Consider the following 13373-nt stretch of genomic DNA (forward strand, 5'->3'; position numbering starts at 1 on the left):
ACTCGCGCTTGGTCTCTGACGATTCACTTTTACCCCCTCACTGCGTGTATGTGCCAGTTGGGGGTGCGGAATGTGGGTTCTAGCCCGCCCCGAACCTTCAATTTAAATGCCCAACAGCTTAGACCAAGACTGTGTAAAAAACTTATTCGGGAACTGGCAAAGGGAAATGATTGTCTTTGCTACGAAAAATTGTAGGAGTCACAAAACTAAGAAAGTCCTGTTACGTACCAGCGATAAATTCGATCGCCCAAAAGCTGAAATTCTTTGCCGCCCGGGAGCAAATCACCTTCTAATCCCGAAATAGCAAACGCTGTTTCTGACTGTTCATCGGGCAAAAGTTGCGATAAATCCGGGTCAGTTTGCTGTAGTTGACCTAAAAACCAAGCGTGCAAACCTCTAACAGACAGCAGGTACAGATAGCTAGCAGTGCGAGGGGTCAATTTTGACACTAATCCGACTAACTCGGTGTTAGCGGGTCAAATCAGCCCTGAGGAAGCAGATTTTTTGCTGCGGGTGCGGTAAGGGAGGTTGCCATAAAATGCCGCTAACACCGACAGCGCCGTGCTATTTTATCCGATTTTTATCCCCTTTGGGGGACGATTTTTGAGGGCGATCGACTGTCGAAGTCTTTTGGCAGCTCCAAAAACCGGGTCTGCCGCCAATTTCCCGAACCGTCCGGGATAGACAAACATCACTAAAAAATCGACCACCTAACACTCAATTTTTTTCAAGGTTTTCCTCTTTGTAAGTAAACAGAAATATCAAGTGTTTAAAATCACATTCTGCGGTACAATTGTCAAAAGCTCGTAGCATCCTCAACTCCGATCCTTAACTATGAACACAACAGAAAAGTCTAAACTCTCCAATCAAAAAACTTTGGAGGCGATGAAGAATTTCTCCGAAACCTACGCCAAGCGCACGGGAACTTACTTTTGTTCGGAGCCTTCCGTCACTGCTGTCGTGATAGAAGGACTAGCAAAGCACAAGGACGAACTAGGTGCTCCCTTATGCCCTTGTCGCCACTACGAAGATAAAGAAGCCGAAGTCAAAGCCGCCTACTGGAACTGTCCCTGCATTCCCATGCGCGAGCGCAAAGAGTGTCACTGTATGTTATTTCTGACGCCAGATAACGATTTCGCTGGAACTAAGCAGGAAATTGGAATGGATCAGATTCAAGCTGTCAGAGACACTATGTAATCGGTTAAGTAGGCGGTCGTGAAATGGCAGCAGTTTGGAAAACAGGTCGTTATTTTTCCTCTTTTTAAGACTTAGCTATTAAAAAAAACCGATCGCCGCCTACTCAAACACACGCCCTCAATCAAAAATCCCCAATCTGCAATCGAATGATAGAGGAAATTCCGCTCGACTTTTGGCAAGGTATCGAACAGTTTAACAGCCAAGAATTTTACGCTTGTCACGATACTTTCGAGGCTTTGTGGATGGAAGCAGGCGAGCCGGAAAAAAGATTTTATCAAGGAATATTGCAAATTGCGGTCGCGCTTTATCACTTAGCAAATCAAAACTGGCGCGGTGCAGTAATCTTGCTGGGAGAAGGAATAAATCGGCTCAGTTATTATCAGCAGACTTATGCCGGAATTTCGGTTGAAGACTTGCTCGGACAAAGTGCTAAACTTTTGAGCGCTTTGCAACAAGCCGGGCCAGAAGAAGTAGCTAAATTTGTACCCTTGTTCGCAGGTACAGAAGTTGCAGGCTTGCAATTGCCGCGAATTATCAAAGTACCAAAAAGTTAAATAAAGGTTAAATAAATGTTTGTATTGGGGTGTGCAGCAGACTTTGCCTCTACACAGAGGAGACCAGGCTTTGTTGCCTGCTCCACAAGCAGATTGATTTGCTCTGGAACGAGCATCTTGCCCGTTCCGGGTCAAGACAGTTCCAGCCACTGAGCAAAACAGCCAATTTTATTGGCTGTTGTCTTGCTAGGATAATTGATTGAGACTCTCGGGTCAATCAATTATCCTCACGAGAACCTTTCTGGCCGTTAAAATAAAATACCTAACTGATAAGCTGTCGTGCATCTAATCTCCAGAGAGAAAAATGTAGATGCCGTGTCCGGCGACCTTTACTCAGTCTCAACAGGCAAGTTAAATGCTGCCGGTAGCTTATCTGTCAGTGTCAAAACTGGAGGTAATGCCGTTGAGCAATTTCACAAATTTTGAGGCTCCAAGCTTATGACGCCCTCCGCTAAACTACTCTATTCCCGAATATTCAAAGGATTATCGCTGCTGTTGCCCCTCACTCTGGCAGGCGCGATCGCCTCTCCCACCTACCCGCAAGCCGGGCCGCCGCGCACTCTCAGCGTGCGATCGGACATTCAAGAAGCCGACTCCAAAACCGGCATCGTGACAGCCAGGGGGAACGTCCAAATCAACTATCCAGCCCGCCAAATACAAGCAACTGCGGCTCAAGCTCAATATTTCAGCCGCGAGCGCCGGATCATTCTCAGCGGAGATGTTTACGTATTGCAGCAGGGCAACAGCCTGCGCGGCGAAACCATAACATACCTCATTGACGAAGGGCGCTTTATTGCCCTGCCAGACAAGCCAGGACAGGTAGAATCTGTCTATCTGGTTGCCCCGGAACAAGATGCGGCAGCCCAAAATGCAGTGGGCCCCCAACGTCCAACTACAGCCCCCCGGTAACAGCGGCTCGCAGCAGCGAAATTTCGCCTCAGCCAAAACATACTACTTGGGATAGATGCGAAATTTCGTCTTTATAAAACTCACAAACTTGAAAAGGTAAAATTTAAATTAGAGACTCGATCGCACAAAGCCGCAGTCTGAAATTTAGCTTGTAGACGTTGCCGGGAGCGAAAATGAAAATTGTACTAGAAAATATTCACAAATCCTACGGAAAACGCAATGTAGTCAGTCGCGTCAACCTTTCGGTAGCCCAAGGAGAAATAGTAGGACTGCTCGGCCCCAACGGGGCAGGCAAAACCACAACGTTTTACATAGCAACCGGATTAGAAAAACCCAATCAAGGAACTGTTTGGCTCAACGATTTAAATATCACTAAATTGCCGATGCACCAGCGAGCGCATTTGGGAATAGGCTATCTCGCTCAAGAAGCAAGCATTTTTCGGAACATGAGCGTGCGCGACAACATTTTATTAGTCCTAGAACAAACTCAAGTGCCGCGCTGGGAATGGCGCGATCGAGTCGATTTCCTATTGCAAGAATTTCGCTTAGAAAAAATAGCATCCAGTTTGGGAATTCAAATCTCCGGGGGAGAAAGGCGGCGGACTGAACTGGCCAGAGCATTAGCCGCAGGGCGAGACGGCCCGATGTTCCTATTTTTAGACGAACCGTTTGCAGGCGTCGATCCGATCGCCGTAGACGAAATTCAAACGATTATTGCCAAACTGCGCGATCGTAAAATCGGCATCCTCATCACCGATCACAACGTCCGAGAAACCCTCGAAATTACCGATCGAGCCTACATCATGCGAGACGGTCAAATTTTAGCCTCCGGGGCGGAAGAAGAACTCTACAGCAACCCTTTAGTGCGACAGTATTACTTAGGTGACAACTTCGTGCGATAGTCTTTTATAGCAACTGCCAAGGGGGCGCCGGATAGATGCCGTAGGGGCGGGTTCGCCTAGATATAAATATCCCAGCCCAGATATCTATAAACCCGCCCTCCTCCCTATAAAAACACAATACAGAAATTTCAATTTTAGATTGAGGAGCCAACTGCAAAAACCCCAAACTATGAAAATAGCAAGATCCAATTCTTTGAATCCCATCAACTGGCTGCCGAGAATTTCCGTAATGGACTGGTACATTACCAAAGAACTAATCGGCCCATTTTTATTTGGCGTCGGACTCTTTACATCCGTCGCCGTCACAGTTGGAGCCTTATTTGAATTAGTCCGCAGAGTAGCAGAATCCGGCCTCCCCTACGGCGCAGCCATAGAAATTTTTCTCCTGCAAATCCCCTACTTCGTAGTATTGGCTTTCCCCATGTCAATGCTGCTAGCAACCTTAATGGCTTACAGCCGAATGTCCAGCGACAGCGAACTCATCGCCCTCCGCAGTTGCGGAGTTAGCGTTTACCGATTGATACTGCCTGCTGTGATCATGAGTTTAATTGTTGCGGGCTTCACCTTTGCTTTGCAAGAGTTAGTCGTACCCGCCGCCAGCTACAGAGCTACTCTGACTTTAGACAGAGCCCTGAAGCGAGAAAAACCGATATTTCAAGATAGAAATATTATCTACACAGAATTTCGCAAACCAGAAAAAGGCGGCGACGAAACCCTAGCCCGCTTTTTTTATGCAGAACAATTTGACGGTCAGCAAATGAAAGGTTTAACAATTATCGATCGCTCCACCCCAGGCCTCAATCAAATAGTTTCTTCAGAATCCGCTACTTGGAATCCCTCAGAAAATACCTGGGATTTTTTCAACGGAACCGCTTATCTAGTAGCTCCTGATGGCTCTTACCGCAATATAGTTAGGTTTCAACACCAGCAATTGCAACTCCCCCGCACGCCCTTAGATTTAGCTGCGAGAGCGCGGGATTTTAAGGAAATGAACATTGCCCAAGCTTTAGAGCGTTTGGATATCCTTAAAAACAGTGGCGACGAACCGCAAATTCGCAAATTAAAGGTGCGAATTCAAGAAAAATATGCTTTTCCTTTCGTGTGCATGGTATTTGGTTTAGTGGGAGCAGCTTTGGGAACTCAACCCCGCCGCTCCGGCAGAGGAACGAGTTTTGGTATTAGCGTAGTTGTGATTTTTACTTACTACGTATTTTCTTTCATCACCAGTTCTATGGGCGTGAAAGCTGTTTTGACTCCGATTCTGTCGGCTTGGTTGCCGATCGTGTTTGGGTTGGGAATCGGGGGATTATTGTTGGTGCGGGCCGCCTCTAGGTAAGTTTTACCAATAAGATTGGGAATGCGGAATTGGGAAATTTTACACTCGCGTATCCGCAGTATTGGGAATTGCTAATATCGTTTTCGTTGCCGAACTTCCTTCATTTAAGGATTAGCAAAAGTATTGATTTCGCCGCCGCCAATGTAGCGTCCCGGAGGCAGCGAGCGGGGTGTAGCAAAAGATTGAGGTTGAATGGGCTGCACGCCCTGATTTGTGTTTTGGGGAACAACTCCAAAGTTAGGCTGCTCCGGCGGTAAGTTAAGCTGACTCGGTTGAGATAGTTTAAATTCAGAATTCGCTGCATTGGGAGAGAATTGAGGGCTAATTATCTTGCTTCCCCCGAGAACAGTCGTCCCAGGGGACTGTCCGACATTGGGAAGTAGAGGTATTGGCGAAGGTGTGGCTACTGGAATTGCCGCAGGTTTAACTTCAGGTGCGGAGTCTGAGCCAGATAAATTAGTTTGGTAGGGATTTTTGGGCAAAGCCACAGTCGGAGGGCTTGCAGTAATTTCCGGGAGGCTGGGTACTCTGGAATTTAACCCGGAAAATGATTCTGGGACTGTAGCTGCCGGGTTTAAGAATTGTTGAGATTCGTCGATCGCAGTATTTTTCGGAGCCGGAAGTGGGGGAAGTGCTGCGGGAACATTCACAGAATTTGCTCCAGCTTGAGCTGTAGCGGCTGTTGGAAGCAAATTTGCCGGATTTGATGCCGCCGGATCGGAAGCCGGTCGATCGAGCAATTTAGCCGATTCTGCTGTTTTCTGAGCCGCAGCCGCCGTTGCCGCAGTGTTAGCAACGACGTATTTTTTCATAGCTGCTTGCAGCGGACTCAAAGGCAGAGAATTTTCGTTTTGTTTGCCTGAATTAGCACCACTCGACGCCTGCGATAAAGGTGCTGTAGCTGTACCGCCAGACTCAGGCTCAATGGTTTTTATCCCGGAAATCAGTCCCCCACTGCCAGATAAACTCAAAGTTGATGTCGCGTTTGAACTTGGCAAACTGGAAGTTTGCGGGTTATTGCTTGCAGCCCGGACAGCAGGATTTGCTAAATTTGGCAAGGGCAAAAATCTGCTGTTTGCTACCGGCTTGGGGGCTGAAGATGGCTGAGGAATTTCTAAGCCCCGAGTGCGAATTTCGTCGAATAAACCTTTGTTTTTGACTGCTGATGAATTTAACAAGCCGAACTCTGAATTAGAGCGATTGAACTGATTGACTAGCACCGGTAAGCTGTCGATTTCAGCCGCAATGGCGCTATCTTCAGCAGACAGCCCCGAGAGCGAAGCTGGATTGTTTGAGGCTGCTACTTCTTTGCCATCTATGCTCAACCTCTCTGGATTTACGGATACCTCCCAGATAAATAACCCCCCGGCAGACAGCACGGCTAGCGGAGCCAAAACCGCCGGTTGCGTCCAGTGGCGCAACCGCGCTATTAGATAGCGGACAGATGTAGGGAATCGCTTAAAACTTGACATAGTTTTCCTTCCATCCGAGCGTGCGGACTTAAAACTATTTTTCCTAGTCTACCACATCAATCTTGATTATTTTTGCTGTCCCGGGGTAATGGCGATCGGACTATTGATTGAAAGTTGCGAAATATCTATGCAACAGGTGAAGCTCTATCAAGCAGGGGTAGAAATATGTGTTGCTGGCGTCAAATTAAGGGGCATAAGATGATAAAATCTGACGGGACTCCGTGCCCGGCCTGCCGGACTTGTCAGCCGATCGACCTGCAAGCAAAATGTCAAGGCAAAATTGGCAATTGCTGAGAACAACACCCAAGAAAAGTGGAGAGAAAATAGATGAAAAAAGTAGTAGAAGTATTAGCAAATCGGGAAGAATTAATAGATCGATCGCTGGGGATTGTCCTGTCGAAAATCCCAGCAGCTATAGCAGAACGCGGACTGTGTACGATCGCCTTAGCCGGCGGAAGCACACCCGAACCGCTCTACAGAGCGCTCTCGGGCCAAGACTTGCCGTGGGACAAAATTCACGTTTTCTGGGGCGACGAACGCTACGTTCCGCCTGAACACCCGGACAGCAATCAAAAAATGGCGCGCCTCGCGTGGCTCGATCGAGTAAATATGCCCGCCAGCAATATCCACCCCATGCCCACAGGTGCGGGCGACCCCGCAGCCGACGCCTCGGCGCACCAAACCGAATTGCAGCAGTTCTTCAAAGTATCCGAGGGCGAGTTTCCTGCTTTCGACATCATTCTCTTGGGCATAGGGGATGACGCCCACACAGCCTCTCTATTTCCCGGCACAGCAGCCTTGCAAGTCCGCGACGCCCTAGTAACTGTCGGCAACAAAGACGGTCAACCCCGCATCACCTTTACAGTCCCCTTAATCAACCGCGCCCGGTGCGTTCTCTTCATGGTTGCAGGAGCCAGCAAACAACCCGCCCTAGCTCAAATTTTTGCCCCCGCCGCCGATGAAATGACCTATCCAGCCAGACTCGTTCAACCAGAGGGGGAACTTTGGTGGCTGCTCGATGCGGCTGCTGGCTCCTCCGTAAAATAGCAAATATATCCGCCCACTGCCAACACAGTCATCAGTATCGCTAACTCAATCTTCCCCATCACCGCCAACCTCACGGCGCCAGCTCAGTTGCTAGTATTAGCGAAGCAATATAAGAATTGTGGCGGTTAAAGTTAAAATTTGACCATATACACGACTATTTTTATGAGGCTGATTTGAAAATCTGGCCGATAGCAAGGAGAAATCGATGATTGTCTGTCCCAATTGCAATCACCAGAACCCCGACGGGGCCAGCCAGTGTGAGGCTTGCTACACGCCTTTACCTGTTACCGCAAGTTGCTCGAACTGCGGTGCTGCTGTTCAGACAGATGCAGCATTTTGCGGTCAGTGCGGCTTTAACTTGCGCCAGGGTTCCATAGTTCCAGAAGTTGAGGTGACAGTACCGTCCCCCTCGCCTGTGGGCCCCACAGTGGTATCGTCACCGATGCCGGATTTACCGCCCAGCGAACCCCTGATGGCAATGGAACCTCTAGTTAGCCTAAATAATGGGCCTAACTTGGAAAAAACTCCCGCCAGCATTCCTGCGATTCCAGAACCCCCGCCTTTGCCCTCGGTTCCTGTTACAACTGAATCAGTAGCAATACCAGTAAATACCTCTCCCCCGGTTCCGGGCCCACAGCCAGGTGTAGCTAAAACTCAACTGCAACAGCAGTCGGCGCGCCTGCTGCACGTTCAGACAAATACGCCGATGGAATTGCCTCACAGTCTGTCTGTGGTTCACATAGGCAAGCCAAATGACTTAGTGCCGCCGGATATTGATGTTTCCGGATTTGCTAATTCTGAGATAGTTTCTCGGGTACACGCAAATCTCCGGGTGGAGGGAGATGCTTGCTACCTAGAAGATGTAGGCAGTTCCAACGGTACTTACGTCAACAATACTCCCCTGCCCAAGGGAAACCGGCACCGGTTGCGACCGGGAGACCGCATCTCGCTGGGCAAAGGAGACCTGGTTACGTTTTTATTTCAAATCTCTTAGATCGAGTTTGGATTGGGCGATCGAAAGTCTAAAATCTAAAATCGCATCTTGAGCCGCTCTACCAAAACTCAATGCTGCCAATGTGATTAAGCTGACCTTGCTACATCCACTCCAGTCTATACCCGTCCGCAGTTGGATCTTTGAAGACGAGCAGGTCGTCCGGATCGGGCGCTCGACCGAAAACCACGTCGTTCTTTTTAGCGCTGTGGTTTCTCGTCGCCACATCGAATTGCGACGCAGCGGCATAACTTGGGAACTGATCAATTTAGGTACCAACGGCACTTACCTCGATGGTAAGCCGATCGCTAAGGTTCCGGTGGTGGACGGTCTGATCGTTCACTTGGCTCGATCGGGCCCGAAAATTCAAATCAATGTCGGCCCGAATCAGTCCTCAGTGCAGTTAGGACTTCTTAGCGTCAAGCCAAGGGATGCTAAGGAAATTCACGCTCCCTCGGGCGGCGCACACATTAGCACGATTCCTGTTCCCGACCACAAAGAAGTTGGCACTTCCAGGGAAGAGGACGAGTTAACGGAGGCAGATAACAATCGCCATTATTCGGAAGAAGAATATTAAATCGGCCTCTTTGGACGATCGAAATTTTTCACGGTCGCGGCACTCAGGAGTTTATTTATGAGTACATCACAACACATTGTTAGGCGCAGCGAACTGCTCAACCGTCGCACGATCGACCGCAGAACGGCGGAAGAGGTCGGCAGGGTAGATCGGCTTTGGCTCGACGCTCACTCCCAGCGGGCGATCGGCTTTACTTGCAAGTCGGGACTTTTGGGCAGCAAAAAAACTTGGTTCGCTTGGGCGCAAGTTGATACTGTGGGCGAAAATGTTTTTGTCAGCATTAACCCGGAACTGCCGGAATTGCATCAGCCGGAACAAGCTGTTTGTCCGATCGGGCTTGAGGTGCTCACGGACGCTGGGAATAAGGCAGGTACGGTAGTTGACTACCTATTTGATGTCCGGACGGGTACCGTGATCCACTACCTGTTCAAATCGAGCGGCTGGCGCGGCGTTTTAGACGGGATTTACTTGCTACCTGTGGCCGCTATTTCGACCATCGGCAGCAAGCGGGCGATCGTCTCTGAAGCTGCGGTATCGGAGCCCGTGCAGTACGCGGAGGGATTGCACAAAAAAGTCGGTCTGGTAGCAGAGTTTTTACACGAAGATTTCGACAGAACTCTCAAAAATGTGGCAGGCGTGAAGCGGGGCGCTCAAAGTCTGGCGGAAAAATTCCAAGATAAAGCTCTCGAAGTCAGGGATGTAGCTCAAGAAAAAGTTGCAGACTTGAAGCGGCAAAGGCATGAATCTGCGCCCAAGCCTGCGCCGGAGCCGCCCGAGTCGGATTTGAGCTGAAGTTTGGCCTTCCCGATCGCCCTGCAACTAATTGCCGATCGCATTTTGGGGGTGGCGCGCCCGAGGAAGGTCGATCTGTATTTTCCGTGTGAGAGATTGAGGCGTTCTGGCTCAAAATTCCAGTGCTGCTCAAAGCATTGTATTTTAGAGGTATCGCATCAAAAAGGAAAATGCTAGCAACTCAAAAAGACCGATGCTGTTTGATACAACCCACAAGTATTTTATCTAGAGACCCCAGCATTAATAATTGCTTAACTTCTGTCTCCGCCAACAGCGATTCCCCGATCGTTGACTGTCGCCCGCTCGATAACTCAAATCAGCGGTGCAACAAGCGCTTGTCTGAGTTGAATTCTCTGGTTGAGCAGGGAAAAAATGGTTATTGGGCCGATCGAATTGAGCGCCTCGCCCACCGGCGCCATCGCTCCATCCCAGACCCCATTAATCAAGAGGTTCCCACCGCTGTCAATCACTGCCAAGTTCACCAGATTAATACCATCGTGTTTGGTTGTTACCGAGGACTGAAAAAATTTGTGGCGGTGCCAAAAACTAACGCTCAAAAGTTTGTTCAGATGCCTCAAGCAGCCACAAGTTCAACTTTTACCGCACAGCGAGGGAATAGCGGCGCACGGACAACACCTTTAAGAATCAAATTTTTTGCGCTTTTATGCGCCAGAATCTATCTGGAAGCATCCCCGTTTCTGTCTGGCGGTGGAGTGTCAAAACATCAGTGATTACTTTAACTCTGTTACATCCTATCCAGTCTGTTCCGGTTCAAAGTTGGTGTTTTGAATCCGAATCTGTGGTTCGGATCGGTCGATCGAACGACAATGATGTAATTATTTACAGCGCTGTTGTTTCCCGCCACCACGTAGAGCTGTGGAATCACGCTTCCGGCTGGAAAATTATTAATTTTGGTGCTAACGGCACTTATGTCGATGATAGGCCGATCGCTCAGATGTCAGTAGCCGACGGGATGACCATTCGCTTGGGCAATTCCGGGCCAAAAATCCGGATTCGGGTGGGCGCGACGAATGTGGAATCTGGAAAAAAAACGAGGGTACCACAGCGTGAACTCCCCGGCCACAAGGACGCAGTTTCAAAAGACAGGTCAACAGCTTGGTCTCGGGGTGTGGGAATCATCGAAGACGATGAATATGGAGGGCTCACTCAAATCGATTTTGACTGACCGGCCGCTATCTATGCCTGCCAGCTAAATCAAACACAGTTCAGGGTGCGCAATTTGAGGGTCTAACTAATTATCTGGACAATTCCGCTGATTGTTGTCCAAATATGACTATAAATTAATGAACAGCTTCTATAGATAGGACATCACCCTTCTACAGATAAGATTTGGGGGATATCGCTCGATACGATCTCTGTTTCGCTGCTTGCCCACCGGCGGTAATCTAAGAGCAACTGGTGCATCAACCGCTGTTTTACGCTTAGGAGTACGCTCTTGAGTAAACCGTTGCCCGTTGCTTCTAAAATTGGTTTGGGCGTCAGCCAAAACGGTGGCGGTAATTCTACTTGCACTTCCAAATCCGCTTTTCCCTTCAAGTATGCTACCCCGCTGCTTTGCTGCACACAAAGCTGTCCTTTGAGATTGAGAGCGAAGCGATCGTTGATATAACCCACGCCGCGAATTTCGCAGGCGACGGACTCCAAATTGATTGTGCCGTCCGGCTGCGCCCACACCCTCATGTCTACCGTGGGTTGAATGCTCAGCATCATAAATTGTAACGACCGCATTTTCAGGCGGAAACACTCATCGCTTAGCTGCTCTGTGCGACTTCGATCGACCAGAGCGTTCACCAGTCGCCTCGGCTGGCGCAGATAATGTTGAATGGGCACCCGTTCCTCTGGTACGGCGAGCTCAACGGATTGGGAAGCATTAAAGCGGGTATACATGAGAAGATATCAAAATATAGGATTCCTAAGCATATCTTAATAAAGTATCACCTTTTTTAAGGTGATATAAGTCGTGCACTAAGTCGCGCACCCAGCAATGTCATCCGAGAAATCACGGATAAAAGCTTTCGGGACATCGCTAATTTTTCATCATACTTGCTAGCTGATGAGAGTAAAGCAAACTTTTGTAACCTAAAATTGCCTCTAAATGAAAATTTCGTTAGCGAAGCCCTCGAAGAGGATCGCACATCTGGGCCCTGTCGGTACAAATGCAGAAACAGCCGCTCTAGCTTATGTCAATTGGTTGAGCCTGGAAACTAACTTGGAATGCACCCTGTGTCCTTATTCCACCATTTCTCAAGCGCTAGAGGCATCTGCCGTAGGGCAGGTTGACTGTTCAGTTGTGCCAGTCGAAAATTCGATCGAAGGCAGCGTGACTGTCACCTTAGATACACTGTGGCGGCTCGATCGACTCCGCATTCAACACGCCTTAGTTTTGCCAATTTCCCACGCGCTGGTGTCTCATGCTAAAAATTTTAACGAGATTCAAAAAGTTTACTCTCACCCGCAAGCCCTAGCTCAGTGTCAATTATGGTTGGGGCAGTTTATTCCCTCAGCTCAATTGATTCCGGCCAATTCAACCACGGAAGCATTGCAATATCTGGAAGATAGAAATGTAGCAGCGATATCTTCGCCAAGAGCTGCTGAACTTTACCATTTGCCAGTGTTAGCTCACCCCATTAATGATTATCCCGATAATTACACTCGCTTTTGGGTACTCAGCAGGAGTGGGGGAGAAATCGCCAACGTAGAACCAGGGGAGCGCTCATCCATTAAATCCATTACACAATCTGCTCCTAAGTTGATCCTTGATGCTTCACCGTCTAATTGCACCCATACCTCACTAGCTTTTAGCGTGCCTGCCAATATGCCGGGAGCACTGGTAAAACCTTTGCAAGTATTTGCCAGTCGCGGTATTAATTTAAGTCGGATTGAATCTAGACCGACTAAAAGATCGCTCGGAGAATATATTTTCTTTATGGACGTTGAGGCTAACGCCTGCCAAGGATTTGTTCTATCGGCACTCGAAGAGTTAAAAAATCACACAGAAACTTTAAAAATCTTTGGCTGCTACAGTGTACTGTCAGTAATATAATTTTTTTTATTACTGACAGTAATATCATTTTCGGTAAAACTTAGGAGGCTGGCAAGATGAATGCTGATGAACTTCTCAAGCGATATGCAGCCGGAGAAAGAAATTTTCATGAAACCAACTTGAAAGAGGCTTCTTTGCGAGAAGCTTTCCTGATTGATATTAATCTAGCCTGCGCGAATCTCAAAGAAATAAATTTTTCTTTGGCAAACTTAAGGGGGGCAAACTTAATAGCTGCCAAGCTCAAGAATGCTTGCCTGGTGATGACCAAACTAAATGGAGCTAACCTGAGCCGAGCCGATCTAACTTTCGCCAGATTAACAGGAGCTGACATGATTGAGGCCAACCTGAAAAACGCCAACTTGAGCGACACTAAAATGATTGGTGTTAATTTGAGCGGAGCATCCTTGTACGCCGCAAACCTGATGGAAGCTAACCTCATAGATGCTTGCTTGGACCCCACATTCCGCAGATGTGGGTCGGATTTCTTTATCAGTTGTGAAAACTTGGAAGCCAAACACTTTTAGGCTGAAAT

Annotated in this window: 17 protein-coding genes; 14 read left to right on the forward strand and 3 right to left on the reverse strand. The window is 48.4% G+C overall.

Annotated elements, in window-relative coordinates:
• Positions 1-195: hypothetical protein (locus QUA99_RS30290; RefSeq protein WP_333244538.1), on the forward strand; the 195-nt coding region annotated here is incomplete at its 5' end.
• Between the two features lie 11 nt (positions 196-206).
• Here the strand turns inward: QUA99_RS30290 and QUA99_RS30295 are convergent.
• Positions 207-449 (reverse strand): hypothetical protein, encoded by a 243-nt coding sequence (locus QUA99_RS30295; protein ID WP_333244537.1) that lies wholly within the window; start codon positions 447-449, stop codon positions 207-209.
• A 385-nt stretch (positions 450-834) separates the two neighbouring features.
• On the opposite strand from QUA99_RS30295, the gene QUA99_RS30300 reads away from it, so the two are divergent.
• The 5 genes from QUA99_RS30300 to QUA99_RS30320 all read left to right on the forward strand — a co-directional run bounded on the left by QUA99_RS30300 (position 835) and on the right by QUA99_RS30320 (position 4898).
• Positions 835-1197 carry a ferredoxin-thioredoxin reductase catalytic domain-containing protein gene (locus QUA99_RS30300; RefSeq protein ID WP_333244534.1) on the forward strand — a complete coding sequence of 121 codons (363 nt, stop codon included), beginning with the start codon at positions 835-837 and terminating at the stop codon, positions 1195-1197.
• Between the two features lie 146 nt (positions 1198-1343).
• The gene (locus tag QUA99_RS30305) at positions 1344-1751 is read left to right on the forward strand and encodes a DUF309 domain-containing protein (protein WP_333244532.1); all 408 of its coding nucleotides are present in this window, start codon (positions 1344-1346) and stop codon (positions 1749-1751) included.
• Between the two features lie 438 nt (positions 1752-2189).
• Positions 2190-2660 (forward strand): LptA/OstA family protein, encoded by a 471-nt coding sequence (locus QUA99_RS30310; protein ID WP_333244529.1) that lies wholly within the window; start codon positions 2190-2192, stop codon positions 2658-2660.
• A gap of 173 nt (positions 2661-2833) precedes the next feature.
• The gene (lptB, locus tag QUA99_RS30315; RefSeq protein ID WP_333244526.1) at positions 2834-3562 is read left to right on the forward strand and encodes an LPS export ABC transporter ATP-binding protein; all 729 of its coding nucleotides are present in this window, start codon (positions 2834-2836) and stop codon (positions 3560-3562) included.
• 169 nt (positions 3563-3731) lie between these two features.
• Positions 3732-4898 carry an LptF/LptG family permease gene (locus QUA99_RS30320; RefSeq protein ID WP_333244523.1) on the forward strand — a complete coding sequence of 389 codons (1167 nt, stop codon included), beginning with the start codon at positions 3732-3734 and terminating at the stop codon, positions 4896-4898.
• Positions 4899-5002: 104 nt separating this feature from the next.
• Here QUA99_RS30320 and QUA99_RS30325 read toward each other — a convergent pair whose 3' ends face one another.
• A complete protein-coding gene (locus QUA99_RS30325) occupies positions 5003-6370 on the reverse strand; it encodes a hypothetical protein (RefSeq protein WP_333244520.1) in 1368 nt (455 codons plus the stop codon).
• A gap of 327 nt (positions 6371-6697) precedes the next feature.
• On the opposite strand from QUA99_RS30325, the gene pgl reads away from it, so the two are divergent.
• The 6 genes from pgl to QUA99_RS30355 all read left to right on the forward strand — a co-directional run bounded on the left by pgl (position 6698) and on the right by QUA99_RS30355 (position 10963).
• Positions 6698-7417, forward strand: a complete 720-nt coding sequence (pgl, locus tag QUA99_RS30330; protein WP_333244517.1) for a 6-phosphogluconolactonase — start codon at positions 6698-6700, stop codon at positions 7415-7417.
• Between the two features lie 205 nt (positions 7418-7622).
• Positions 7623-8411 carry an FHA domain-containing protein gene (locus QUA99_RS30335; protein ID WP_333244515.1) on the forward strand — a complete coding sequence of 263 codons (789 nt, stop codon included), beginning with the start codon at positions 7623-7625 and terminating at the stop codon, positions 8409-8411.
• A gap of 82 nt (positions 8412-8493) precedes the next feature.
• Complete coding sequence (locus QUA99_RS30340; RefSeq protein WP_333244512.1) at positions 8494-8985, forward strand: FHA domain-containing protein; 492 nt, start codon at positions 8494-8496, stop codon at positions 8983-8985.
• Between the two features lie 57 nt (positions 8986-9042).
• Complete coding sequence (locus tag QUA99_RS30345) at positions 9043-9777, forward strand: PRC-barrel domain-containing protein (protein ID WP_333244509.1); 735 nt, start codon at positions 9043-9045, stop codon at positions 9775-9777.
• Positions 9778-9947: 170 nt separating this feature from the next.
• The gene (locus tag QUA99_RS30350; protein ID WP_333244506.1) at positions 9948-10508 is read left to right on the forward strand and encodes a hypothetical protein; all 561 of its coding nucleotides are present in this window, start codon (positions 9948-9950) and stop codon (positions 10506-10508) included.
• The gene (locus QUA99_RS30355; protein ID WP_333244504.1) at positions 10505-10963 is read left to right on the forward strand and encodes an FHA domain-containing protein; all 459 of its coding nucleotides are present in this window, start codon (positions 10505-10507) and stop codon (positions 10961-10963) included. The genes QUA99_RS30350 and QUA99_RS30355 overlap by 4 nt, the downstream gene beginning before the upstream one ends.
• Positions 10964-11106: 143 nt before the next feature.
• Here QUA99_RS30355 and QUA99_RS30360 read toward each other — a convergent pair whose 3' ends face one another.
• On the reverse strand, positions 11107-11685 hold the full coding sequence (locus QUA99_RS30360; RefSeq protein WP_333244501.1) for a DUF1997 domain-containing protein: 579 nt from the start codon (positions 11683-11685) through the stop codon (positions 11107-11109).
• 208 nt (positions 11686-11893) lie between these two features.
• Here QUA99_RS30360 and pheA point away from each other — a divergent pair, with 208 nt between their 5' ends.
• Both pheA and QUA99_RS30370 read left to right on the forward strand, forming a co-directional pair.
• Positions 11894-12841, forward strand: a complete 948-nt coding sequence (gene pheA / locus QUA99_RS30365) for a prephenate dehydratase (protein WP_333244498.1) — start codon at positions 11894-11896, stop codon at positions 12839-12841.
• Positions 12842-12897: 56 nt separating this feature from the next.
• Positions 12898-13365 (forward strand): pentapeptide repeat-containing protein, encoded by a 468-nt coding sequence (locus QUA99_RS30370; RefSeq protein WP_333244495.1) that lies wholly within the window; start codon positions 12898-12900, stop codon positions 13363-13365.
• The last annotated feature ends 8 nt before the right edge of the window (positions 13366-13373 follow it).

The organism is Microcoleus sp. F10-B2, assembly GCF_036704965.1.
Classification (GTDB): Bacteria; Cyanobacteriota; Cyanobacteriia; order Cyanobacteriales; family Microcoleaceae; genus Microcoleus.

Excerpts from the sequence above, each read along its gene's own strand:
- QUA99_RS30300 (WP_333244534.1), top strand. The coding sequence starts at position 835 with ATGAACACAACAGAAAAGTCTAAACTCTCCAATCAAAAAACTTTGGAG.
- QUA99_RS30305 (WP_333244532.1), top strand. The coding sequence starts at position 1,344 with ATGATAGAGGAAATTCCGCTCGACTTTTGGCAAGGTATCGAACAGTTT.
- QUA99_RS30310 (WP_333244529.1), top strand. The coding sequence starts at position 2,190 with ATGACGCCCTCCGCTAAACTACTCTATTCCCGAATATTCAAAGGATTA.
- lptB (WP_333244526.1), top strand. The coding sequence starts at position 2,834 with ATGAAAATTGTACTAGAAAATATTCACAAATCCTACGGAAAACGCAAT.
- QUA99_RS30320 (WP_333244523.1), top strand. The coding sequence starts at position 3,732 with ATGAAAATAGCAAGATCCAATTCTTTGAATCCCATCAACTGGCTGCCG.
- QUA99_RS30325 (WP_333244520.1), bottom strand. The coding sequence starts at position 6,370 with ATGTCAAGTTTTAAGCGATTCCCTACATCTGTCCGCTATCTAATAGCG.
- pgl (WP_333244517.1), top strand. The coding sequence starts at position 6,698 with ATGAAAAAAGTAGTAGAAGTATTAGCAAATCGGGAAGAATTAATAGAT.
- QUA99_RS30335 (WP_333244515.1), top strand. The coding sequence starts at position 7,623 with ATGATTGTCTGTCCCAATTGCAATCACCAGAACCCCGACGGGGCCAGC.
- QUA99_RS30345 (WP_333244509.1), top strand. The coding sequence starts at position 9,043 with ATGAGTACATCACAACACATTGTTAGGCGCAGCGAACTGCTCAACCGT.
- QUA99_RS30350 (WP_333244506.1), top strand. The coding sequence starts at position 9,948 with ATGCTAGCAACTCAAAAAGACCGATGCTGTTTGATACAACCCACAAGT.
- QUA99_RS30360 (WP_333244501.1), bottom strand. The coding sequence starts at position 11,685 with ATGTATACCCGCTTTAATGCTTCCCAATCCGTTGAGCTCGCCGTACCA.
- pheA (WP_333244498.1), top strand. The coding sequence starts at position 11,894 with ATGAAAATTTCGTTAGCGAAGCCCTCGAAGAGGATCGCACATCTGGGC.
- QUA99_RS30370 (WP_333244495.1), top strand. The coding sequence starts at position 12,898 with ATGAATGCTGATGAACTTCTCAAGCGATATGCAGCCGGAGAAAGAAAT.